Below are 22,889 nucleotides of genomic sequence, written 5' to 3'. Positions count from 1 at the left end.
CCGTCCGTTTGTTACGGGACGATCATATAAACCCGCGACGCCTCGCTCGTTATGCATTCGTTATCGTCCGCGCCAGATCCGATCACATTCCGATCACAGCCTGACGGTCATGACCACGCGCACAGCACGTTCCTCCCGCGGTCGCCGCCGGGGCGGCCCCTCCCACGCCGTCCGGCGCGGCAGGAGAGGGAGAGGGCCGGTCCTGGGAGCCGTGGCCGCGCTGGCGGTCCTGGTGGCCGCCGGGTACGTGGCCGTCGACGGGGGTTCGTCCGGTACGGGGGCACCCCACGCCGGGGAGAAGGGTGGGGCCACCGAGCGGGCCCGGTCCGGCCGCGTCGGCGTCACCGGCCCGGCGCACGGCTCCCGGTCCCCGTCACCCGGCCCGGCCTCCGGCTCCGCCTCACCGAGCCCCCGTACCTCGCCCTCGCCGCAGATCCCGACGGCCGGACCGGGCACGTTCGCCAGCGCACCGGGCGGCAGCACCAGGGTCGGCTCCGGCACGCTCCTGCGCTTCCGGGTCGACGTCGAGAACGGGACCGGCCTCGCCACGGCGGACGTCGCCCGGCAGGTCGAGCGCATCCTCGCCGACCCGCGCGGCTGGACCGCCGACGGCCACTCGGCGTTCCAGCGGGTGTCGAGCGGTCCGGCCGACTTCGTCGTCCGGGTCGCGACACCCCGGACGGTGGACAGGATCTGCGGGCAGTACGGCCTGGACACCGGCGGTGAGGTCAACTGCAACGTGGCCGACCAGGTCATGGTGAACCTCAGACGCTGGCTGCTCGCGACCCCCGTCTACGCCCACCGCGTCAAGGACTACCGGGCGCTGATCATCAACCACGAGGTCGGCCACTTCCTCGGCCACGGACACGTCGGCTGTCCCGGTCCGGGGCGCCCGGCTCCCGTGATGATGCAGCAGATCAAGGGCATGCACGGCTGCCTGCCCAACGTCTGGCCCTACGACGGACAGGGCCGGTACCTGACCGGCCCTGCCGTGCCCTGACCACCGATCCGGCCGCCTCCGGCACCCGAGGGGTCACAGTGCCGGAGCCGTTCCAGTGCCCGGAGCGACCGCGGGTGGCGACCTGGCCCGCGTGGGACGAAGAGGGAGACGGAGACGAACGGGACGGCCGTGGAGGGGGGTTGCCCTGCCGCCACGCGTGAACCGACGCGAACCGGATCCGGGACGGGCGTCGAAGTTCGACCGCGTGAGTGTGATCCTCGGCACGGTTGGCCGCTGGCATACTGGCCGACGTGATGCGCGCGGGGGCAGGGCGGGACACCTGGCGCCGGCTGTGCCGCCGGATCGCCCGACGGCCGTACCCCTACGCCGTGTTGCTCGCGTTCCTCGCGGTCTCCGAATCCCTCGCGGAGTTCGTCGGCGGCCACGGCTCGGTCCCGCGACTGTTCGGCCAGGCCGCCTCCGGCAGCACCGGCCGGATACAACTCATCCTCCTTCTGGGGGTGTTGTGCCTGGCGACGGCGCTGCCACCGCTGTTCCTGCGCCCGTTGGCGGCCGGCCTTGCCGTCACCGCCGCGAACCTCGGCTCGCTCGGGCTCCTGCACACCCTGACGGCCGCGGGACTCGCCGCCCAACTCGTCGTCCAGTACCGGCAGGCCCGCACCGGTGCCACGCCGCTCGCGCTCCTGCTCGGCGCGCCCTTCCTCGCGTCGGCCCTCGCCACGGTCGCGGGCCCGGCCACGGACACGGACCTGGCCGTCCGTACAGTGCTGCTCGCGGCGCTCGCACCCGCCGCCGTCTGCGCCGGACTCGCCGCGCGGGCCGCCGAGCACCGCCGCGCGCACTCCGCCGCCCGCCGGGTCATGGCCGTGACCGCGTGGGAGAACGCGGCGCGCGGCGAGCGGGTCCGGATCGTCCGCGAGCTCCACGACGTCGTCGGCCACCACCTGTCCATGATCGCTGTACAGGCCGAAACCGCCCGGGTGGCCACCCCCGGCATGCCCGCCCAGGGCGCCGAACGTCTCCTCGGTATCGGGGACACCGCACGCGCCGCCCTCACCGAGATGCGCCGGCTGCTCGGCGTGCTGCGCACGGACACCGAGTCCGCGACCGGCGCCGAGCGCGGCCCCCAGCCCGACCTGCGGCACCTCGACGACCTGCTCGACGAGGCCCGTTCGGCCTCCGGCGGCTCCGTCCGGCTGGTCCTCAGCGGCTTTCCCAGGGCCCTCGACCCCGGGGTCGAGCTGGCCGCCTACCGGATCGTCCAGGAGTCCCTCACCAACGCCCGCAAACACGCCCCGGGCGCCGCCGTGGACATCGAGCTGCACTACGCCGCCGACCGCCTGCACCTGCGCGTCCGCGACAACGGACCAGGACCGGGCGCCGGCCGGCCCGCGGACGGGCACGGCCTGCTGGGCATGCGCGAGCGGGCCGCGGCGGTGGCCGGGGACGTCCGCACCGGCCCGGCGGACGTCGGAGGCTTCCTGGTGGCCGCCCGCTTTCCCGCGCCGCCGCGCGACGACCCCGAGGCCAGGACGGAAGACTGCGCATGAGCGTCCCCACCCCGCCGATCCGCGTCGTGATCGCCGACGACCATCCGGTCGTCCGGACCGGCTTCGCCGCGCTGCTGGACTCCCAGCCCGAGTTCACCGTCGTCGGCACCGCCGCCGACGGTGCCGAAGCGGTCGGCGTGTGCCGCGAGACCGGCCCGGACGTCGTCCTGATGGACATCCGCATGCCGGGTCTGGACGGCATCGAGGCCACCCGGCGGCTGCTCGGCGCCGCCTCGGAGCCGACCGGCGGGCCGCGGGTACTCATCCTCACCACCTTCGACCTGGACGAGTACGTCTACGACGCCCTGCGCGCCGGTGCCAGCGGCTTCCTGCTCAAGGAGGTCACCGCCGAGCGGCTCTTCGACGCGGTACGGGTCGTCGCCGAGGGGGAGGCGCTGCTCGCCCCCGCCGTCACCCGGCGGCTGATCGACGAGTTCGCCCGCCTGCCCGACCGGTCCGCCGCGAGCGTTCCGCCACCCCGGCTCGGCACCCTCACCGCCCGCGAGACCGAGGTGCTGCTGCTCCTTGCGGAGGGCCTGTCGAATCCGGAGATCGCGGCCCGGCTCGTCGTAGGCGAGGAGACGGTCAAGACGCACGTCAGCCGGATCCTCGCCAAACTCGGCCTGCGCGATCGCACGCAGGCCGTCGTCGCCGCCTACGAGTCGGGACTCGTCGTCCCCCGTGCGAGGGATGCGAAAGCTGGCTCCGAGGGGTGACGCATCCGGCCGCCGCGCTTTCTAGCCTGGCGGTCATGGAGACGACGATCGAGGTCAGGGACGTGCACAAGCGTTTCGGGAGCGTGCGGGCGCTGGACGGGATGGAGTTCACGGTCCCGCCCGGACAGGTCACCGGTTTCGTGGGCCCGAACGGGGCGGGCAAGTCCACCACGATGCGGGTGATCCTCGGCCTGGACCGGCCCGACGCGGGCACCGCCCTCGTCGGCGGCCGTCGCTACCAGGAGCTGCGCACCCCGTTCACCCACATCGGGGCGCTGCTGGACGCCGCCGCCGTCCAGCCCGCCCGCACCGCCCGCCACCACCTGCTCTGGCTGGCGCACTCCCAGGGCCTGCGCGCCGGACGGGTCGACGAGGTCCTCCGGCAGGTCGGCCTCCGCGACGCGGCCGACCGCAGGGCGGGCGGCTTCTCGCTGGGCATGCGGCAGCGGCTCGGCATCGCGGGCGCCCTGCTCGGCGACCCGCCCGCGGTGATGCTCGACGAACCGTTCAACGGGCTCGACCCGGACGGCTTACGGTGGATGCGCGGCTTCCTCGCCACCCTCGCCGGAGAGGGCCGCGCCGTCCTGGTCTCCAGCCACCTCATGGGCGAACTCCAGGACACCGCCGACCACGTGATCGTCGTCGGCCGGGGCCGGGTCGTCGCCGACACGAGCGTGCGCGAGCTGCTGGAGTCCGTCTCGCGCGGACAGGTCACGCTGCGCACCTCCGCCCGCGCCGACGCCATGACCGTGCTCGCCCGCGCCGGCGCCACCGTCAGCTCCACGGCTCCCGGCACGGTCACCGTCACCGGGCTGCCCGCCGAGCGGGTCGTCTCGCTGCTCGCCGGGCACGGCGTGCCGTTCGCCGAGGTGGCCGCGCACCGCGCCTCGCTGGAGGAGGCGTACATGGAACTGACCCGCGACGCCGTCCAGTTCCACGGGACCCTGCCCGAGGAGGGCGGCCGATGAGCACGGCCGGCCTCGGTGCGTTCGGGGCGCTGCTGCACGCCGAGTGGACCAAGTTCCGTACGGTGCGCGGCTGGTGGGTGAGCAGTGTGGGCGCCGCCTTCGTCCTCTGCCTGGTCGGGCTGCTCGCCACCGCGGCCGGCAACGAGGGCTCCGGCCCGTCGCTGCCCGTCGGCCCGGGCGGCGAAGCGGTCAACGACGACTTCTCCTTCGTACACCGGTCGCTGACCGGCGACGGCACGATCACCGTCGCCGTGACCTCGCTCACCGGCGTGATCGCCTCCGAGCCCGGCCGCACGAGGCCCGGCCTCGCACCCTGGGCGAAGGCCGGGATCATCGTCAAGGACGGCCTGACGCAGGGCTCGTCGTACGCGGCGGTCATGGTCACGGCCGAGCGCGGCGTGCGGATGCAGTACGACTACACGCACGACGTCGCCGGAGCGGCGGGCGCGGTCTCCGGCTCGTCGCCGCGCTGGCTCCGGCTGCGGCGCACGGGCGACGTCCTGACCGGCTACGCGTCGGGCGACGGCCGTACGTGGCGCGAGGTCGGCACCGCCCGGCTCGCCGGGCTCCCGGACACCGTCCAGGCCGGGATGTTCGTGACCTCGCCCGCGGCCGAGCAGGCCACCGGGACCGGCTCGGGCCTCGTACCCGCGGTGGCCACCGGGGCCTTCGCCAGGATCGCCCTGAACGGAGCGTGGACGTCGGGCAGTTGGGAGTACCGGCAGGTGGGCGACGGCGCCGGGGTCTCGGGCAGCTACACCACGGGCGTCAAAGGGACCGCCGTCCGGTCCGGTTCCGGCTTCACCGTGACCGGGGCCGGCGACATCGCTCCGGTCGTCGGCGGCCCGGCCGGCAGCGGGGTGCGGACCGTCGAGAACTTCCTCGTCGGTGCGTTCGCCGGGCTCGTCGTGGTCGTGGTGGTCGCCGCCGGGTACATCACCGCCGAGTACCGGCGCGGACTGATCGGCCTCACCCTCGCCGCGAGCCCGCGCCGCGGCCGGGTTCTCGTGGCCAAGGCGCTCGTGGTGGGCGGGGTGGCCTTCGTCGCCGGGACGGTCGCCGCCGCCCTGACGGTGCCGCTCGGCGGACGGCGGTCACGGGCCGGCGGCTTCCCGGTGCTCACCGTGCCGGTCGGCACCGAGGTGCGGGTCGTCGTCGGCACCGGACTGCTGCTCGCCGCCGCCGCGGTCCTCGCCCTCGGCGTCGGCACGGTCCTGCGACGCGGCGCCCTGGCCATCACCGTGGTGGTTGCCGGCACGGTCCTGCCCTACCTGCTCGCGACGGCGTCGGTGCTGCCCGGCGGGGCGGCCGAGTGGCTGCTGCGGGTCACCCCGGCCGCCGGGTTCGCCGTCCAGCAGAGCGTCGTCAGGTACGAGCAGGTGATGACCGACTACTCGCCCTCGTCCGGATACTTCCCGCTCTCGCCCTGGGCCGGATTCGGGGTGCTGTGCGGCTATGCGGCCGTCGCGTTCGGCACCGGCGTCGTGCTGCTGCGCCGGAGGGACGTATGAGGCGCGCCGGGCACGCGGAGTGGACGAAACTGCGCACCGACGCCGGTAACGTCCGGCTGCTGCTGGGCGTGCTGGTGCTGACCGTGGCGGTGGGCGCCGGGGTGGCCCTGACCTCCCGGTGCGACGCCGCCGGCTGCGGCGGCGACCCGGTGCGGCTGTGCCTCACCGGGGTGATGGCGGGCCAGGTCGCGGTCGCGGTCCTCGCGGTCCTGACGGTGGGCAACGAGTACGGCACCGGCATGATGCGCACGACCCTCACGGCGGTCCCGCGACGGCCGACGGTCCTGTGCGCCAAGGCGGCGGTGCTCACCGCCGTGACGCTGGTGGCGTCGACGGTCTCGGTGCTCGGCTCGCTGCTGGTCGGGCGCCTGGTCGCGCCGGGCCGCGGCTTCACCCCGGAACACGGCTACCCGGCGCTCTCACTGACCGACGGGCCCACCCTGCGGGCCGCGGCGGGTTCCGTGCTCTACCTGGCCCTGATCGGCCTGCTGAGCCTTGGCCTGGCCCTCGTCGTACGCGACTCGGCCACCGCGATCGGCATCGTGCTGGCCCTGCTGTTCGTGCTCCCGGTCCTCGCCCGCGTCGTGGCCGACCCGGACTGGCAGCGCCATCTCCAGCAGTTCGCGCCGATGACGGCCGGCCTGGCCGTCCAGGCCACCGTCGGGACCGATCGGCTGCCCGTCGGCCCCTGGCAGGGACTGGGCGTGCCGGCCCTCTGGGCGGGTGCCGCCCTGACGGCGGGCGGCCGGCTGCTGCGCTCGCGCGACGCGTGAACCGGCCGGCCCTCGCGGGCGGGTCAGCCCTCGATCCAGCCGTGGTTCTTCGCGAACTGGGCCAGCGAGCCCCGGACCCGCACGATCTCCTCGGCGGTGAGCGTGGGCGCCGACGCCAGCAGCGTCTCGGTGACCTCACGGGTGAATTCGTCCGCGCTGAGCAGATCGCACAGCGAGTCGTCGTCCGGACCGAGCGTACGGACGTCGGCGCCCCGGGCGAGCCGGACCCCGGACGCCTTCGGGCCGCGCTCGCCGGCCTCGATCTCGAATTCCACCGCCACACCGGGGCGGACGTACGACTCCGACATCTGCATGTCGTTCACGTGCAGGAAGACGTCCTCGCCACCACCGTCCGGAGCGATGAACCCGTAACCGCGCGAGCTGTCGAACCGCACCACACGACCACTGACCATGAGAAAACCCCCAACCAAACCGGGCCACCTGCCCGGACACCTGGACCCGATGGTAGTCAAGTCCGCCCCGGTCGGTCGACCTGGCCCACCGGCCCGGGCGCGGGGAGCGGAACTCGGTGCACAGATAAAGAAGTTGATATGGAAAGCTGTCGCCAGCCGTCGGTGAGCCAAGGGGAGCCGGGACGGCCGTTGAGAGGAGCGCACGTGACGCAGGACGGCCACGGGTCCGTGGAGATCGACACCAGCAAGCCGCATCCCGCGCGGATCTACGACTACCTGCTGGGTGGCAAGGACAACTACGAGGTGGACCGCAAGGCCGGTGACCAGCTCGCCTCCGTCGCGCCCGAGGTGTGGATATCCGTGCGGGCCAACCGCGGCTTCCTGCAGCGCGCGGTCCGGCACGTCATCGACAACGGCGTCCGCCAGATCCTCGACATCGGCACCGGGCTGCCCACCTCGCCGAACGTGCACGAGATAGCCCAGAAGCTGGCGCCGGACGTCCGGGTCGCCTACGTCGACAACGACCCGATCGTGAAGGCCCACGGCGACGCGCTGCTCAGCCGGGCGGGCACCACCAGCATCGTCCTCGCCGACCTGCGGGACCCGCGGTCCGTCATGGAGCACCCCGAGGTCCGCCGGATCATCGACTTCGGCGAGCCCGTCGCGCTGTTCCTCGTCGCCATCCTGCACTTCATCCGCGACGAGGAGGAGCCCGAGCAGATCGTGGCCACCCTGCGCGACGCGCTGCCGGCCGGCAGCTTCCTGGTGCTCTCGCACGCCACCGACGACTTCGCCGACGACCGCAGCGAGGCCCAGGCCGTCTACAACAACGCGACCGCCTCCATGAACCTGCGCCCCAAGGCCCGGATCGAGGGGTTCTTCGACGGGTTCGAGCTGGTCGAACCCGGCGTGACCCAGGTCCCGTTCTGGCGCCCGGACACCACCCCGCCGGCCGGCTCCGAGGAGATCGGCTTCTACGGCGGAGTGGCGCTCAAGAAGGCCTGAGCCGCCGTCCCGGCGGATCGCGCCGTCGTCGTCAGGGCACTCCGAGCTCGAACAGGGCGTAGCCCGCGTACGAGCCGGAGGCCAGCGCGGCGATGCCCAGCAGCACGCACAGGCAGGGCAGGCCGACCCGGCGCAGCGCGACCGCCAGGGGGACGAACAGCGGGAAGGCGGGCAGCAGATAGCGCGAGACGTTCGCGAAGTACTGCTGGCTGCCCAGCACCAGGGCGAGGGTGAGCACCGTGTGCACGACGAGCACCGCCGGTGGCCGCAGCCGGAACAGCAGCGGCAGCAGGGCCAGGTCCAGCAGGACCACCCCGACCCCGATGACGTCCGCGAAGGGGAACGCGAAGAGGTAGCCGAAGTGACCCACGGGGACGGAGGTCAGGACGTCCAGGGTCTGGCTGCCGTAGTCGAACTCGTGCCCCCACGCGCCGGACTGGAGCGCGAAGTAGCCGCCGTAGTCGCCCATGCGGTGGCCCACCCAGCCCAGGTAGCCGAGCAGACCCAGCGGGGCCAGGAGCATCGCGGTCAGCGGACGGGCGACGCCGTCCTCGCGGCGGCGCAGCGCCAGGAGCGCGGCCAGGGCGAGCGCGGCGACCAGGGCCGCGGCGGTGGGCCGGTTGAGCCCCGCCGCGAACGTCAGCACCCCCGCCGTCAGCCACCGCCGGGTCAGCACGGCGTACAGGGCCCAGGCGGCCAGAGCCACGTACAGCGAGTCCGAGTAGACCGCCCACTCCACGCCGGAGCCCGGCCACACGGCCCACAGCCCGGCCGCCGCCAGCCCCGCCCGCCGCCCGCCGAACCACGCGGCGACGGCGCAGATCCCCAGCGCCGCGGCGAACGACGCCAGGACCGACACCAGCAGCCCGGCACCGAACGGACCGAGACCGGTGACCTCCATCGCCACCCGCATCAGCGCCGGGTAGAGCGGGAAGAACGCGGCCGAGTTGCCCTGGAGGGTGATCAGCCCGGTGGCACCGGGCACCGGGACGAGCGCAGGGTGGTAGCCGTGCAGGGCGATCTGCTGGTACCACCAGCCGTCCCAGGTGCCCAGCACGTCCCAGGTGTGCGCGCCGCCGCCGAACCGCGGGTTCTTCCTGCGGAAGTCCCCGGCGGAGTCCAGCAGATACATGAAGGAGCCGAAGCCGACGAGCTTCAGCACGCCGTACATCGCGAGGACCGGGCCGTGGCGGCGGACGGAGTCGCGCAGGCGCCGCCCGAGGCCCGGCACGGCGGTCCCGGACGCGGCGGGCAGGGGTGGTGCGGTGCTCCGCAGGGGCGTGGTCATGAGGGCGCGCGCTCCGTCCCGCGGCGCCGTCCGCCGCGTCCGCCGCAGGCCGACCGGGCGAGGGCGACGGACAGGACGAGGGACAGGTGGGCGGCGGTGAGCGCGCCGAGCTCCGCGCGGAGGCCGGCGCCGGGGGCCGTGTGCCGCAGCACGGCGAGCGAACCGGCGGTGACGGCCAGCCGGGCGGCCAGGGCGCCCAGGGAGGCCGGGGCGGGCGCCGCGGACCGCGGGCGGCGGCCGAGGACCGGCTGGGCGAGGGTCCAACAGGCCAGCAGGGAGAGCGCGTTCGTCACCTGCGCGGCGGCGGCCGGCCGCAGCGCCGCGTACAGGAGCAGCTGGGCGAGAGCCAGGACGGCGGCCGGGACGGCGTACGACCGCGGTGGCCGCCCCGACGGCAGCGCGCCCCGGGCCAGCGACCGGCCGACCCGTGCGATGCCGCGCAGATCGGCGAGGGCCGTGGACAGCAGCGCGACCCGGCTGTCCGGGTCGTCCACCCAGTCGACCGGCACCTCGTGGATCCGCAGCCCGGCCCGCTCCGCGACCACCAGCAGCTCGGTGTCGAAGAACCAGCCGGTGTCCCGCACCAGCGGCAGCAGCCGTGCGGCGGCGTCCCGTCGTACCGCCTTGAACCCGCACTGCGCGTCCGAGAACCCCACCGACAGGGTGCAGCGCAGCAGGACGTTGTAGCAGCGGGATATGGTCTCCCGCTTCGGGCCGCGCACCACCCGGGCGCCGGGCGCCAGCCGGGTGCCGATGGCCAGGTCGGAGTGGCCCGAGAGCAGCGGGGCGACGAGCGGCAGCAGCGCCGTGAGCCCGGTCGACAGGTCCACGTCGAGGTAGCCGACGACCGGTGCCGACGACGCCGACCAGGCGGCCCGCAGCGCGCGGCCACGGCCCTTCTCGGCCAGCCGTATCCACTCCACCTCGGGCAGTTCGGCGGCGAGCCGGGCCGCGATGAGCGGGGTGGCGTCGGTGCTGGCGTTGTCGGCGACGGTGATCCGGAAGGGGTACGGGAACGTCTCCCGCAGATGGGCGTGGAGCCGTCGCACGCTGGGCTCCAGGTCCTTCTCCTCGTCGAAGACCGGAACGGCCAGGTCGAGGACCGGCTCGCCGCGGTGCACGGGAGGCGGCGGCGCCGGGACGGGCACGGTGACCTGGAGATGGTTCATGACGTTTTTTCGCATTCGTTCCCGATTTCGGGGCGTGCCGAGGACACACCCGGTGATGGGGTGGGGGACTGGGGGGTGCCGTCCGGCAGCGGGTCGCCCGGCGGCGGTCGGCGGTCGGTGGTCGGTGGTCGGTGGCCGGTGGCCGGTGGTCGACTGTCGGTGGTCGGTGGTCCGCTAGGCGGCCGAGCCCGCTGTCGCCGACGAGCTGTTCGACGGGTCGGGGCCCTCGGTCGTGGGTGCCGACGGCGGGGAGGTGGTGGAGGTCGAACCCCCGGACGATCCGCGCGTCGCGCTCTGCGTCGTGCCCGCGTCCGGGGTGGAGGTCGCGGTCGACGAAGAGGTCGACGTCGGGGTGGAGGACGGCGAGGACGAGGTGGTACGCCCGTTCGTCGCCGACGGGGTGTCCGTGGGCGGCGGCGCCGAGTTCACGGCACCGGAGGCCGGCGGACTGGGTGAGACGTTCGGCGTCGGCGCCGTACCGGTGGCGGGGCTGGTCGCGGGTTGGGGGTGCGGCGCGCTCGGCTCGCCGCGGACGCCGGAGTGGGGCCACAGGAACAGGCCCAGGCCGAGCCCCGCGGCGGCGAGGACACCGCCGGCCGCCCGCTGGGCCGCCCGGACCCGCCGCCGCGCCCGTACACCGGCCCGCAGCCGGTCCCGGTGCCGCGGCTCGAACGCCACCGTCTCCCGGTCGTCCTCCATCAACTGTGTCAACTGCCGTTCGAAGTGATCCATGGCCTCTCCCTCACCCCACCGGCTCGATGACGTCCGACAGCAGCTCCCGCAGCCGGGCCACCCCGCGCGCCGCGTGCGACCGGGCGGTGCCCACCGGGCAGCCCAGCACCTCGGCGACCTGCCGGTCGGGCAGGTCCTGGTAGTAGCGCAGGACCACCGCGGCCCGCTGACGCGGCGTCAGCAACGCCAGCGCGGCCTCCAGTCGGGAACGCTCGGCCACGAGCGCCGACATGTCGCCGGCCGCCGCGACCTCGGGTAGCTCCTCGACGGGGCGCTCGCCCCACCACCGGCGGCGCGCCGAACGGGCCGCCGCGCGTGCCAGGACCTTCCGGACATACGCCTCCGGCGCCTCGTCGGCGATCTTCGGCCAGACGAACCACAGCCGGACCAAGGACTCCTGCAACAGATCCTCGGCCCGATGCCGATCGCCGCCGGTGAGCAGACGGGCCAGGTGGAACAGCCCCGACCAGCGGGCCGCCACGAACTCGTCGTACTCACCGGCCCGAGCCTGCTCCATTCCCACGGTCCTCGCTCTCCCCGGCTGCCTACACCTGGGAAAAGGCCCTGGGGGCCGCCGAACGCTGCACCCGGCGGGGGTGATCCGCGTCACGTGCGGGCCGGGTCGGTAATTGCCTGGCCGACCGGGGCGAGGCCGTCGTATGCTCCCGGCGATGACCACTCACTCTGCTGTCAGATTGGGGGTCCCGTCCACGTCAGGTGAGTGCTGATGGCCACTCACCTCACGGACGGGGACACCCGCCTTTCGCTGTGGCGGCGCGTGCGCGAGTTCGCCGTGCCGCCCGCCATGATCGAGACCGCGACTGCCCGCCGCACCGCCGGGGACTGGGCGGGTGCCTGTGCCGCCGCCGGTTTCGACGTCGACCTCGACCTGCGTGAACTGGCCCGTGCGCGGGGCCGGGACGCCCGGGACCGGATCCGTGCCGACCTGCGCCGGCTGGCGCCCGACCTGCTGCGCTGGCATCTGCCGAGGGTCGCGCCCGACGGGCTGCTGCGGCCGGGGCTGACCATGCCGCTCGCCCGCTACGACACCGGGGACGGCCCCCTGTGCCTCGTGGTCCGGACGCCGCCCGCCTGGGCGGACGCCGGACAGCGGATCAGTCTCGCGCTGTGGGACGGCACACTGGGCGAACCCGCCGCCCGGGGGCATCCGCATCCGCACCCCAGCCGGCGGTTCCGCTACGACCTGCACCGCCATCTGTGGGACGCGACCGCCGCCGGCGAGCTGCGGACCCGGTCCGGCGCCGACCGGCCGACGGGCGGTGAACGGCTCTCTTTCGGCTCCCAACTCTCCTTCGGCGAGGGGGAAGTGTGTGCCACGGAGCGGTGGGCGGACGAGGCGCGGATCGTGCTGGGCGCCGAGGGGCGGGCCGACGGCACCGTCGTCGTACGCCTGGGCGGCCGGCAGCGGTTCGCGTTGCGCCTCACGGCCGACGGGAGCGTGACCGCCGACCGGCACAGGGCTGATCGGCACACGGCTGACCGGCACACGGCTGATCGGCACACGGCTGACCGGCACACGGCTGACCGGCACACGGCTGATCGGCACGCGGCCGACCGGCACACCGTCGCAAGGGACGCTGCCGCACGGGACGCCGCACCCGGTGCCCGAGCCGTCCTGCCCGACGCGGCGACCTGGATCCTCCCCGATCTGGAACTGCTGCGCGCCGGGCTGGTCGACGCCGGCCGGCTGCATCCGCTGGTCGCCGTGGCGCTCGTCCCCGGGCACGAGCCGGCCGCCCGGGGCGCGTACCCCGACCCGGCCCGGCAGCCGGGCCTCGTGGAGTGCCGGGGCGCCCCGCACCGCATCGGCCTGGTCGACGGGGTGCTGTCCGCGCTCGACCACTCCCCGGACGAACTGCGGCGCGAGGAACTCCTGGTGGCGCTCGGCGGTCCGCCGCTGCCCTGCCTGCGGGCCGTCGACGACGCGCACCGCCGCCCCGACTGCCTCACCGGCGTCCGTGAACGCCTCGACCACGGGGACACCGCCGGCGCGCTGGCCGTCGTCGAAGGACTGCTCGGGCCCGAAGCCGTGCTGCGCGACGGACCGTTGAAGGACGCACTGGAGGCGGCGGCGCAACGCCGGATCGCGTACGGCCTCTACCGGGCGGGCCTCGCCGGATCCCGCCCCGGGCCCTTCCGCACGCGGCGGCACCGCTCAATCCACGACCCGCGCCTCGGCCCTCGCCCCGCCAACCGGCGCTGACACCCACCCACTTGCCCTCTCACACCCCCAGGTGATCACCCATGCCTCTTCAAGCTCCTGACCAACTCGCCGTCGCCGACGCCCTGTCGGCGTTGCTCGGCGACTCCACCACCGAACCCCGGCCCGACACCCAGCTGGCGGCGCTCACCCTCGCGGTCGCCGCCGACCTGCCCGTCCTCCTGTGGGGCGAGCCCGGCATCGGCAAGACCGCGGCCCTGAACCGGCTGGCCGAGGCGCTCGACCTGCCGCTGACCACGGTGATCGCCAGCGTCCACGAGCCGTCCGACTTCTCCGGTCTGCCCGTGGTGGGCGACGACCCCGCCGTCCAGGGCGTCCCGATGGCCCCGCCGGACTGGGCGGTACGGCTGGTGCAGGCCGGCCGGGGCCTGCTCTTCCTCGACGAACTGTCCACAGCGCCCCCCGCCGTACAGGCCGCCCTGCTCCGGCTGGTCCTGGAGCGTCGCGTGGGCGCTCTCCGGCTCCCGCCCGGCGTACGGATCGTCGCCGCCGCCAACCCGCGGTCCTCGGCCGCCGACGGCTGGGAGCTGAGCCCGCCGCTGGCCAACCGGTTCGTGCACCTCCAGTGGGCCCACGACCACGAGGTCGTCGTCCGCGGCCTCGGCGGCACCTGGCCCCGGGCCACCCTGCCCCGGCTCGACCCGGACCGGCTGCCCGCCGCCGTGGACTTCGCGCGCCGCGCGGTGTGCGGCCTGCTCGCCACCCGCCCCACGCTCGTGCACCGGCTGCCGAACGGCGAGATGCGGCGGGGCGGCGCCTGGCCGTCGCCCCGCAGCTGGGACATGACCCTGCGCCTGGTCGCCTTCGCGCACGCCTCCGGCTCCGACCGGGACGTGCTCTCCCTCCTGGTCAGGGGAACGGTCGGGGACGGCCCGGGGCTCGAACTGCTGGCCAGCGTCGATCGGATGGAGCTCCCGGACCCCGAGACGCTGCTCGCCGACCCGGCCGCGGCCGAGCTGCCCGAGCGCGGCGACCTGCGCCAGGCCGTGCTCGACGGCGTGGTCGCCGCGGTGCGGGAACGGCCGGACCGGGCCCGCTGGGACGCGGCCTGGGCGCTGCTGGTGCGGGCCCTGGACACCGGAGCCCCCGACCTCGTCGTCGTCCCCGCCACCACCCTGGCCTCGCTGCGCCGGGACGACTGGGACGTGCCGGCGGCCGTCGAGCAGCTCGCGGGAGTGGTGGCCGTGTCCCGCCGCGCCGACCGCGCCGCCGGCCGGGCCGCCGAACGCCTCACCGCGAAGGCCGGCCGATGAGCATCGAACCGGTCGCCGACCCTGCCGGGGCGCCGGACCTGGACCTGGACAAGCTCTACGCCGCCCGGCTCCAGGCCGCCAGGGCCCGGCCCTACCTCGCCACGGCCCTGTTCGCGCTGCACGTCGTGGCGGACCGGCAGGTGCCGACCATGGCCGTCGACAAGCACTGGCGGTGCTACGTGTCGCCCGCGTTCGTGGACCTGATGCCGGAGGAGGACCTGGCCGGGGTGTGGGTGCACGAGGTGTCGCACCTGCTGCGCGACCACCACGCGCGCAGCGACCGGGTCGCGCGGGACCGGGGGCTGACCGGGGCCGGTGAGCGGCTGCGGATGAACATCGCGGCGGACCTGGAGATCAACGACGACGCGTACGGGGACGGGCTGGTGCGGCCCCGGGGCGCCGTCCGGCCGTCCATGCTGAGCCTGCCCGAGGGACAGTTGATGGAGGACTACCTGCGCCAGTTCCGGCTCGGGCCGCTGACGCAGGACCTCACCTGGCTCGACTGCGGCAGCGGGGCCGACGGCCGGGACCGGGAGTGGGACCTGGGTCCGGACGGCGCGCACGGCCTCAGCGAGCAGGAGCGGGACGGCGTCCGGTTCCGGGTGGCGCAGGCCATCACCGGCCGCCCGGGCAGCACCCCGGACGGCTGGCGGCGCTGGGCCGAGGACGTCTTCCATCCGCCGCAGCCCTGGCGGGAGCTGCTGGGGGCGGCGGTCCGCTCGGCGGCCTCGGCCGCGGGCGCGGGCGACGACTACAGCTACGGCCGTCCGTCGCGCCGCTCGGCCGGCCTGCCCGGTGTCGTCCTGCCGAGCCTGCGCCGCCGCCCGCCCCGGGTCTCGGTCGTCATCGACACCTCCGGCTCGGTCAGCGACGCCGAACTGGGCAGCGCCCTGCTGGAGGTGGCCGCCATGGCCCGCGCCGTCGGCGGCCGTCGGGACCTGGTCTCCGTGCTGTCCTGCGACGCGGCTGCCCGGACCGTGCAGCCGCTGTGCCGCGCGGAGGGCATCGCGCTGGTCGGCGGTGGCGGGACCGACCTGCGCGCGGGCTTCGCCAGGGCGCTGCGGGCGCGGCCGGCCCCGGACGTCGTGGTGGCCCTCACCGACGGGCAGACACCCTGGCCCGCGGCACAGCCGGCCTGCCGGACGGTGGTGGGCCTGTTCCCCCGGCAGTACGGCGGCGCGCAGGAGCAGGAGGACGACGACTACGTGCCGGAGGCACCGCCCGCCTGGGCCCGGGTCGTCGAGATCGGCTAGCGCGGCCTTGCTACCGATCCGCCGCCCGGTCGGTCCGTGCCGCGGCCAGGTAGTTGTAGGCGGAGGCCCGGGAGATGCCGAGGCGCCCGGCGACCTGCTGGACCGCGCCGCGCACCGCGAAGACGCCCTGCCGGTCGAGGTCCTGGAACAGCTCCAGGCGTTCCTCGCGGGTGAGTTGGGTCCACGGCCCGGGCCGGTGGAGCCGGCGGGCGTCGACGATCGAGTCCAGTACGGCGGAGATGTCGTCGCCGAACGTCGTGGTCGGCGCCGCCTCGGGTCCGGCCGTGACCCCGGCGAGGTCGCCGACCAGCGCGTGCACCTGGTGCACGGCCGTGACGTCGAGGTTCACGCAGAGCGCCCCGAACGCCGTACCGGCCGAGTCGCGCAGCACCATCGTGGACGACTTGAGCAGCTTTCCGTCCTGGGTGCGGGTCAGGTAGTTCAGCTCGTCGTGTGCCTCGTCGCCGGCCGCCAGCAGTTTCATGCCGATCTCGCTCATGGACCCGCCGACACCCCGGCCGGTGACCGACCCGGCGAGGGCCACGACCGAGCGTTCCGGGCGGCGGAAGTCGTGCACGACGACCTCGCAGAAGGAGCCGAAGGTCGCCGCGATCCCGTCGACGACCGGGGAGAGCGCCGCGATGATCGCGTCCTGCTCGGTGCGTGCCGGGTCCGTGCCGCTCGGTGCTGCCGGTCCGTCTGTCATCGGTGCCCCCGCCGGGATCGGGTCTGGACTTCCAGTCCAGATGATAGACAATAATTCCAGACCGTCGATGGCCCACCGGCGTCCGGCGGCTCCCGAACGGAGGACGAACATGCCCGACACCCCGCCCGTCACCCTCCAGGACGTGCACGACGCGGCGGCGCGGATCAAGGGAGTGGCCCACCGCACCCCCGTACTGCGCTCGCGCACCCTGGACGAGCTGGTCGGTGCCGAGGTCTTCCTGAAGTGCGAGAACCTCCAGCGCATCGGCGCCTTCAAGTTCCGGGGCGCCTACAACGCCGCGTCCCGGCTCTCCGCCGGGCAGCTGGCCAAGGGCATCGCCGCCTACTCCTCGGGCAACCATGCCCAGGCCGTCGCGCTCGCCGCCCGCGAACTCGGCACCACCGCCGTCATCGTGATGCCCGAGGACACCCCGCGCGCGAAGCTGGAGGCGACCGCCGGATACGGCGCGGAGATCGTGACGTACGACCGCTACACCGGCGACCGGGTCGCGATCGGCGAGGCCCTCGCCGCCGAACGCGGGCTCGCGCTCATCCCGCCGTACGAGCACCCGCACGTCATCGCGGGGCAGGGCACGGCCGCTCTCGAACTCATCGAGGAAGTGGGCGAGTTGGACGCCCTGGTGGTACCCGTCGGGGGCGGCGGGCTGATCGCGGGCAGTGCCACCGCGGCCAAGGGGCTGCTGCCCGGGATCCGGGTCGTCGGGGTCGAGCCGGAGGCCGGCGACGACACCCGGCGGTCCCTGGCGGCCGGGCACCGGGTGGCGATCCCGGTGCCGCGGACCATCGCCGACGGCCAGGCCGCGGACATCCCCGGCGAGCTGACCTTCTCCCTCAACCAGCGCCTGGTGGACGACATTTCACTGGTCTCCGACGACCAGATCCGGGATGCGATGCGGTTCGCCTTCGAGCGGCTGAAGACCGTCGTGGAGCCGAGCGGCGCCAGCGGTCTGGCCGCACTGCTCGCCCACCGGGTGGCGCCGCTGCCGCGCCGGATCGGGGTCGTCCTGTCCGGGGGCAACGTGGGGGCGGAGCGGTTCGCGGAGATCGTCGCGGGCTGACCGGGAGCAGGGGCGGCGGGCGGGCCGCCGCCTCCGTCCCGGCGGAGAACCGGGAACTCAGCAGTCGCGGAACTCCGGTGACTGGTTGAGGATCTGCGCGCGCGTCGAGGTGAAGCGGGTGTGCGTCTCGCCGCCCCGCGCCCCGGGCGGGAAGACCGCGACCCGGTGGCAGTTCTGGAAGGCGAGGGCGACCCCGAAGTGCCGTTCCAGGCTGCCCCGGATCGCGTCGGAGGACAGCGCCCGCAGCAGCTGTCCGCGTTCCTTCTCCGACGGCGGCGGGGTCTGGTTGTCGGCGAACTCGGCACTGCCGCCGCGCAGTTCTGCGGTCAGCCGGGCGACGAGGTGGTACGCGTACGGCAGTGAGGCACGGACGGTATCGATGAAGTCCTCCTCCCGCACCGCGCCGTTCTCGGCTTCGGCGAGCAACTGCGGGGAGACGTCGAGCGACATGTGACGGTGTCCTGTTCTTCTCAAAACGGTGGTGGGAGAGGAGGGAGAAGGGGAAAGGGGCGTGGGGAAAGGGGGCCGGGGCTCAGGCGAAGGCGGGCAGTGCGGCCGGACCGTGCCGGAAGTCCGGATCGACCTGGGCGGACAGATCCTGGCCCGTCGCCGCGTCGGCCCAGGCGGCGGCATTGCGCAGATGGAACTCCACGGCGTGCCGCTGGAAGGACTCCCAGTCCTTGCCCCGCGCGTCCACCGCGACCCGCAGCCGGTCCAGGGCACGGGAGTTGTGCGGTTCCAGCGCCCCGCTGCCGCGCCCCTGTTCCTGGGCGCGGACGTACGGCGACAGCTCGCAGTGGGCCACCAGGTCGCCGCCCACCCGCTCGCGCAGGAAGGCGAGGTCGTCCGCGCCGGTCACCTTGTTGCCGACGACCGCGACCGGGATGCCGAACTCGGCCGCGTGGTCCCGGTACTGGCGGTACACGGAGAGGCTCTTGCGGGTCGGCTCGACCACCAGGAAGGTCATGTCGAAACGGGTGAACAGCCCGGAGGCGAAGGCGTCGGCGCCCGCCGTCATGTCGACGACCAGGTACTCGCCGGGGCCGTCCACCAGATGGTTGAGGTACAGCTCCACCGCGCCGAGCTTGGAGTGGTAGCAGGCCACCCCGAGGTCGCTCTCGGCGAACGCCCCGGTGACCATCAGCGGTACCCCGCCGACCTCCTGGACGTGCCGGGAGTGCACCTCGTCGTCGCCGAGCAGCCGCAGCAGCCGCGAGCCGTGCCCCGGCGGGGTCGTCTTGACCATGGCCTCCCGGGACGCGATCCGGGGGTTGGTGCCGCGCAGGTAGTCCTTGATCTCACCGGTCCGCGCGCTCAGCGGCGGCGCCGCGAAGAGCTCGTCCTCGTCGAGGCCGAGGGCGTGGGCCAGGTGCTGGTTGATGTCACCGTCGATCGCGACGACCGGTGCGCCGGACCGTGCCAGGTGACGGGTGAAGAGGGCCGACAGCGTCGTCTTGCCGCTGCCGCCCTTGCCGACGAAAGCCACGCGCATCGCTAGCCGCCACCTCCGCTGTTGAAAATGGATTTCATGAGCAAAGGTTGTAGGGGTGCCGTCGGCGGTGTCAAATCGGTTGCTCCGAACGGGTTGCGGACCTGTTCGGCCGGAGGCTGATCAAGTGACCTTGACCCCTGTCACCGGGCCGACCTAGCCTCCAGCCAACACACCTGGACAGATGGGCCGACGATGGCGGACGCACGGGAACCCGGCAGACAGCTCCAGGTCGAGACACACGGGCTCGACGTGATCGGCGACGCCGACCGCAAGGGCACCCCACGGACCCTGTTCTGGCCCTGGTTCGGCGCGAACGTCTCCGTCCTCGGCCTGAGTTACGGCGCCTTCGCGCTGGGCTTCGGCATCTCCTTCTGGCAGGCGCTGGCCGCAGGCGTCCTCGGCATCCTCGCGTCGTTCCTGCTCTGCGGCTTCGTCGCGGTGGCCGGGAAGCGGGGCTCGGCACCGACCATGGTGCTCAGCCGCGCCGCGTACGGCGTCCGGGGCAACCGGCTGCCGTCGGTCGTCTCCTGGGTGCTCACCGTCGGCTGGGAGACCGTCCTGATCGCCCTCGCCACCATGGCCACCGCGACCGTCTTCACCCGGCTCGGCTGGGGCGGCGGCACCGGGACCGAGGTGGTCGCGCTGATCGTGGTCTGCGCGCTGACCGTGGCCGGCGGAGTGGCGGGCTTCGACCTGATCATGCGGCTGCAGACCCTGATCACGGTGGTGACCGGCGTCCTCACCGTCGTCTACGTCGTTCTCGTCGCCGACCACATCCACTGGGCGACCGTGCGCGCGATCCCGTCCGGCTCCGCCCAGGAGTTCATCGGCGCGCTGGTGTTCATGATGACCGGCTTCGGCCTCGGCTGGGTCAACGCCGCCGCCGACTACTCCCGTTACCTCCCGCGCGCCGCCTCCGGCCGGGGCGTGGTCGGCTGGACCGCCTTCGGCGGCTCCGTCGCCCCGCTCCTCCTGCTGGTCTTCGGCCTGCTGCTCGCGGGCTCCTCCACGACCCTGGACAAGGCGGTCGCGGCCGACCCGATCGGCGCGCTGACGACCATCCTCCCCACCTGGTTCCTGGTCCCCTTCGCCGTCGTCGCCGTCCTCGGCCTGGTCGGCGGCGCGGTCCTGGACATCTACTCCTCCGGACTCGCCCTCCTGTCCGCGGGGCTTCCCGTGCCCCGCTACCTCGCCGCCCTCGTCGACGGCGTCCTGATGATCGCCGGCTCGGTCTACATCGTCTTCTTCGCCGACGACTTCCTCGGCCAGTTCATGGGCTTCCTCACCACCCTCGGCGTGCCGATCGCCGCCTGGTGCGGGATCATGCTCGCCGACCTCGCACTGCGCCGCCGCGACTACGACGAGACCGACCTCTACCGCCCCGCCGGCCGCTACGGCGACATCCCCCTCCTGCCCCTGCTCCTCACGCTCGCCGCCACCGCCCTCGGCTGGGGCCTGGTCACCAACACCGCCGCGAGCTGGCTGACCTGGCAGGGCTACCTGCTGGGCCCGCTCGGCCTCGGCGGCAGGTCCGGTGCCTGGGCCTACGCCAACCTCGGCGTCCTGGCCGCCCTCGCCCTCGGCCTCCTCGGCACCCTGGCCCTGGGCCGCGCCCGGGTCCGGACCCAGGAGGACCTGCCGGTGAGCACCGGGGCGACGACCGCATGACGCCCCCGCCCGGCCTGCTGGCCGTCATCGACATGCAGCAGGTCTTCGCCGACCCCGCAAGCCCCTGGGCCGCCCCGCGCTACGCCGAGGCGGCCCAGGGCGTACGACGCCTGCTCCCGGCGTTCGTCGAGCGCACGGTCTTCACCCGCTTCGTCGCCCCCGCCCACCCCACCGGAGCCTGGCAGGCCTACTACGACCGCTGGCCCTTCGCGCTCCGGCCCCCGGACGCCGGACTCTGGCGCCTGACCGACGGGTTCGAGGGGCAGGCCGAAGTCGTCCTGGACGCCCCCACGTTCGGCAAGTGGACCGCCGAACTCGCCGCCCTGGCCGGCCCGCACGGCCGCCTCGTCCTGGCCGGCGTCAGCACCGACTGCTGCGTCCTGTCCACCGCCCTGTCGGCGGCCGACGCCGGGATCGAGGTCCTGGTGGTCGCGGACGCCTGCGCGGGCGCGGACGACGACTCCCACGCGAAGGCGCTGCACCTGCTGGACCTCTACCGCCCGCTGATCCGGGTGACGACCACCGCCGAGCTGCTCGGCTAGGGCCTGTCCGACCATGCGCGTCGTCGCCCGGAAGGCCGCGAGGCAGACGGGAACGGTCGGACAGGCCCTAGTCCCGGCGGGACACCTCCACGTTCTCCAGGATGCCGAGGGCGTCCGGGACCAGGACGGCGGCGGAGTAGTAGGCGGTGACCAGGTAGGAGGCGATCGCCTGTTCGTTGATGCCCATGAAGCGGACGGTCAGGCCCGGCTCCTTCTCGTCCGGCAGACCGGTCTGGAGGAGGCCGACCACGCCCTGGTTCTGTTCGCCGGCGCGCAGCGCGATGACGGCGGAGGTGCGGTTCCCGGTGACCGGGATCTTGCCGCAGGGGAGCAGCGGGACGCCCCGCCACGCGGGCAGGTGGTGGCCGTCGACCTCGATGCCGCCGAAGTACAGGCCGCGCTTGTTGCACTCCCGGCCGAACGCGGCGATCGCCCGGGGATGGGCGAACAGGTGCGTGGTGTCGCGCCGCATGGCGAGCAGTTCGTCGAGGTCGTCGGGGGTGGGCGGGCCCGAGTGGGTGGAGATCCGCTGGGCGTGGTCGGCGTTGTGCAGCAGGCCGAAGTCCCGGTTGTTGACCAGCTCGTGCTCCTGGCGCTCCCGCAACACCTGCACGGCGAGCTTCAGTTGCTCCGCGGTCTGGTCCATCGGGCTGCTGTAGAGGTCGGCCACCCGGGTGTGGACGCGCAACACGGTCTGGGCGACGCTCAGTTCGTACTCGCGTGGAGCCGGCTCGTAGTCCACGAAGGTGTGCGGGATGTCCGGCTCGCCGGCATGCCCCGCGCTGAGCGCGATCTCCGCCTCGCCGAAGGAGTTCGTCTCCCGGTGCCCGTCGAGACCGGCCAGTTCCACGTGCGCCCGCAGGTCGGCGTGCCGGTCCGCCACCTCCTGGAACGCCGTGTGCGGCAGCGCCAGCACGGTGGTGGCCGTCGCCGCGCGGGCCGTGCACTCCCAGGCCCCGTCGAGTCCGGCGAGCACCCGGCCGCCGAAGGTGTCGCCGTCCGCGAGGAGACCGACGACCGCCTCGTCGCCGTAGGGGCCCTCGCCGATCTGCTCCACCTTGCCGTGCGCGATCAGGTACACGTGGTCGGCCGGGCGCCCCGCCGCCGCGATCACCTGCCCCGCCGCGTACTCCCGCTGCTCGAACCGCGCCGCCAGGGCCTGCAGCGCGGTGCCGTCCTCGAAGCCGCGCAGCAACGGCAGTTCGCCCAGTTCGGCCGGGATCACCGTGACCTGCGCGCCGGTCTGCACGAAGGTCACCCGGCCGTCGCCGACCCGGTAGGACAGTCTGCGGTTGACGCGGTAGGTGCCACCGGGCACGTCCACCCACGGCAGCGTCCGCGTCAGCCACCGTGAGCTGATCTCCTGCATCTGGGGTGCGGACTTGGTCGTCGTGGTGAGATTCCGTGCCGCGGCGGTACCGAGGCTCTGCTGCTCCCGCTCCTCGGCGTCCGCCGCGGGCGTCGTACCGGTCTCGACCGACATCGCTGTCCCTCTCTCGCGTCACAGACGTGACGGCACGCACACGGACCGTCACCTTCCGCGGCTACCCCTACCCCCGCGCCCGCACC

At 74.1% G+C, this 22,889-nt stretch carries 22 protein-coding genes; 13 read left to right on the top strand and 9 right to left on the bottom strand.

Annotation, left to right across the window (positions count from 1 at the left end):
* Window positions 1-109: 109 nt before the first annotated feature.
* From AB0D74_RS00565 to AB0D74_RS00540, 6 genes are all read left to right on the top strand, one after another.
* Window positions 110-1,000: a DUF3152 domain-containing protein gene (locus AB0D74_RS00565; protein ID WP_362578507.1), complete on the top strand. Its 891-nt coding sequence runs from the start codon at window positions 110-112 to the stop codon at window positions 998-1,000.
* Window positions 1,001-1,227: 227 nt separating this feature from the next.
* A complete protein-coding gene (locus AB0D74_RS00560; protein WP_362578503.1) occupies window positions 1,228-2,511 on the top strand; it encodes a sensor histidine kinase in 1,284 nt (427 codons plus the stop codon).
* On the top strand, window positions 2,508-3,227 hold the full coding sequence (locus tag AB0D74_RS00555; RefSeq protein WP_362578500.1) for a response regulator transcription factor: 720 nt from the start codon (window positions 2,508-2,510) through the stop codon (window positions 3,225-3,227). Before AB0D74_RS00560 ends, AB0D74_RS00555 begins: the two co-directional genes overlap by 4 nt.
* Window positions 3,228-3,262: 35 nt before the next feature.
* A complete protein-coding gene (locus AB0D74_RS00550) occupies window positions 3,263-4,195 on the top strand; it encodes an ATP-binding cassette domain-containing protein (RefSeq protein ID WP_362578497.1) in 933 nt (310 codons plus the stop codon).
* Window positions 4,192-5,706 carry an ABC transporter permease subunit gene (locus tag AB0D74_RS00545; RefSeq protein ID WP_362578494.1) on the top strand — a complete coding sequence of 505 codons (1,515 nt, stop codon included), beginning with the start codon at window positions 4,192-4,194 and terminating at the stop codon, window positions 5,704-5,706. Before AB0D74_RS00550 ends, AB0D74_RS00545 begins: the two co-directional genes overlap by 4 nt.
* A complete protein-coding gene (locus AB0D74_RS00540; protein WP_362578491.1) occupies window positions 5,703-6,479 on the top strand; it encodes an ABC transporter permease in 777 nt (258 codons plus the stop codon). The genes AB0D74_RS00545 and AB0D74_RS00540 overlap by 4 nt, the downstream gene beginning before the upstream one ends.
* Before the next feature lie 23 nt (window positions 6,480-6,502).
* On the opposite strand, the gene AB0D74_RS00535 is transcribed toward AB0D74_RS00540, so the two are convergent.
* On the bottom strand, window positions 6,503-6,892 hold the full coding sequence (locus AB0D74_RS00535; RefSeq protein WP_351487877.1) for a cold shock domain-containing protein: 390 nt from the start codon (window positions 6,890-6,892) through the stop codon (window positions 6,503-6,505).
* 204 nt (window positions 6,893-7,096) lie between these two features.
* On the opposite strand from AB0D74_RS00535, the gene AB0D74_RS00530 reads away from it, so the two are divergent.
* The gene (locus AB0D74_RS00530) at window positions 7,097-7,897 is read left to right on the top strand and encodes an SAM-dependent methyltransferase (protein ID WP_362578486.1); all 801 of its coding nucleotides are present in this window, start codon (window positions 7,097-7,099) and stop codon (window positions 7,895-7,897) included.
* Between the two features lie 31 nt (window positions 7,898-7,928).
* On the opposite strand, the gene AB0D74_RS00525 is transcribed toward AB0D74_RS00530, so the two are convergent.
* From AB0D74_RS00525 to AB0D74_RS00510, 4 genes are all read right to left on the bottom strand, one after another.
* Window positions 7,929-9,068, bottom strand: a complete 1,140-nt coding sequence (locus AB0D74_RS00525) for a hypothetical protein (RefSeq protein ID WP_362580120.1) — start codon at window positions 9,066-9,068, stop codon at window positions 7,929-7,931.
* Between the two features lie 113 nt (window positions 9,069-9,181).
* Entirely contained in the window at window positions 9,182-10,354 is a 1,173-nt protein-coding gene (locus AB0D74_RS00520; RefSeq protein ID WP_362578483.1) for a dolichyl-phosphate beta-glucosyltransferase, read from the bottom strand.
* Between the two features lie 174 nt (window positions 10,355-10,528).
* Window positions 10,529-11,086 (bottom strand): hypothetical protein, encoded by a 558-nt coding sequence (locus AB0D74_RS00515; protein WP_362578480.1) that lies wholly within the window; start codon window positions 11,084-11,086, stop codon window positions 10,529-10,531.
* 10 nt (window positions 11,087-11,096) lie between these two features.
* Window positions 11,097-11,603, bottom strand: a complete 507-nt coding sequence (locus AB0D74_RS00510) for a SigE family RNA polymerase sigma factor (RefSeq protein ID WP_355711597.1) — start codon at window positions 11,601-11,603, stop codon at window positions 11,097-11,099.
* Window positions 11,604-12,567: 964 nt separating this feature from the next.
* On the opposite strand from AB0D74_RS00510, the gene AB0D74_RS00505 reads away from it, so the two are divergent.
* From AB0D74_RS00505 to AB0D74_RS00495, 3 genes are all read left to right on the top strand, one after another.
* A complete protein-coding gene (locus tag AB0D74_RS00505) occupies window positions 12,568-13,158 on the top strand; it encodes a pentapeptide repeat-containing protein (RefSeq protein WP_362580118.1) in 591 nt (196 codons plus the stop codon).
* 193 nt (window positions 13,159-13,351) lie between these two features.
* A complete protein-coding gene (locus AB0D74_RS00500; protein ID WP_362578476.1) occupies window positions 13,352-14,581 on the top strand; it encodes a MoxR family ATPase in 1,230 nt (409 codons plus the stop codon).
* On the top strand, window positions 14,578-15,834 hold the full coding sequence (locus AB0D74_RS00495; protein WP_362578473.1) for a VWA-like domain-containing protein: 1,257 nt from the start codon (window positions 14,578-14,580) through the stop codon (window positions 15,832-15,834). The genes AB0D74_RS00500 and AB0D74_RS00495 overlap by 4 nt, the downstream gene beginning before the upstream one ends.
* Before the next feature lie 10 nt (window positions 15,835-15,844).
* Here AB0D74_RS00495 and AB0D74_RS00490 read toward each other — a convergent pair whose 3' ends face one another.
* Window positions 15,845-16,540: a helix-turn-helix transcriptional regulator gene (locus AB0D74_RS00490; protein WP_362578470.1), complete on the bottom strand. Its 696-nt coding sequence runs from the start codon at window positions 16,538-16,540 to the stop codon at window positions 15,845-15,847.
* A 109-nt stretch (window positions 16,541-16,649) separates the two neighbouring features.
* On the opposite strand from AB0D74_RS00490, the gene AB0D74_RS00485 reads away from it, so the two are divergent.
* Window positions 16,650-17,618: a threo-3-hydroxy-L-aspartate ammonia-lyase gene (locus tag AB0D74_RS00485; protein ID WP_362578467.1), complete on the top strand. Its 969-nt coding sequence runs from the start codon at window positions 16,650-16,652 to the stop codon at window positions 17,616-17,618.
* Window positions 17,619-17,675: 57 nt separating this feature from the next.
* On the opposite strand, the gene AB0D74_RS00480 is transcribed toward AB0D74_RS00485, so the two are convergent.
* Both AB0D74_RS00480 and AB0D74_RS00475 read right to left on the bottom strand, forming a co-directional pair.
* Window positions 17,676-18,068: an SCO5389 family protein gene (locus AB0D74_RS00480; protein ID WP_362578464.1), complete on the bottom strand. Its 393-nt coding sequence runs from the start codon at window positions 18,066-18,068 to the stop codon at window positions 17,676-17,678.
* A gap of 82 nt (window positions 18,069-18,150) precedes the next feature.
* Entirely contained in the window at window positions 18,151-19,110 is a 960-nt protein-coding gene (locus AB0D74_RS00475) for an adenylyl-sulfate kinase (RefSeq protein WP_362578462.1), read from the bottom strand.
* 192 nt (window positions 19,111-19,302) lie between these two features.
* Between AB0D74_RS00475 and AB0D74_RS00470 the strand changes: the two genes are divergently transcribed.
* Together AB0D74_RS00470 and AB0D74_RS00465 are read left to right on the top strand one after the other, a co-directional pair.
* Window positions 19,303-20,778: a cytosine permease gene (locus AB0D74_RS00470; protein ID WP_362578459.1), complete on the top strand. Its 1,476-nt coding sequence runs from the start codon at window positions 19,303-19,305 to the stop codon at window positions 20,776-20,778.
* Window positions 20,775-21,320 carry an isochorismatase family protein gene (locus tag AB0D74_RS00465; RefSeq protein ID WP_362578456.1) on the top strand — a complete coding sequence of 182 codons (546 nt, stop codon included), beginning with the start codon at window positions 20,775-20,777 and terminating at the stop codon, window positions 21,318-21,320. The genes AB0D74_RS00470 and AB0D74_RS00465 overlap by 4 nt, the downstream gene beginning before the upstream one ends.
* Window positions 21,321-21,387: 67 nt before the next feature.
* Here AB0D74_RS00465 and AB0D74_RS00460 read toward each other — a convergent pair whose 3' ends face one another.
* Window positions 21,388-22,803 (bottom strand): family 2B encapsulin nanocompartment shell protein, encoded by a 1,416-nt coding sequence (locus tag AB0D74_RS00460; RefSeq protein ID WP_362578453.1) that lies wholly within the window; start codon window positions 22,801-22,803, stop codon window positions 21,388-21,390.
* Window positions 22,804-22,889 lie beyond the last annotated feature (86 nt).

It is taken from the genome of Streptomyces sp. NPDC048278 (assembly GCF_040652195.1).
Classification (GTDB): domain Bacteria; phylum Actinomycetota; class Actinomycetes; order Streptomycetales; family Streptomycetaceae; genus Streptomyces.
This window is presented reverse-complemented; position numbering and strand designations above follow the sequence as displayed.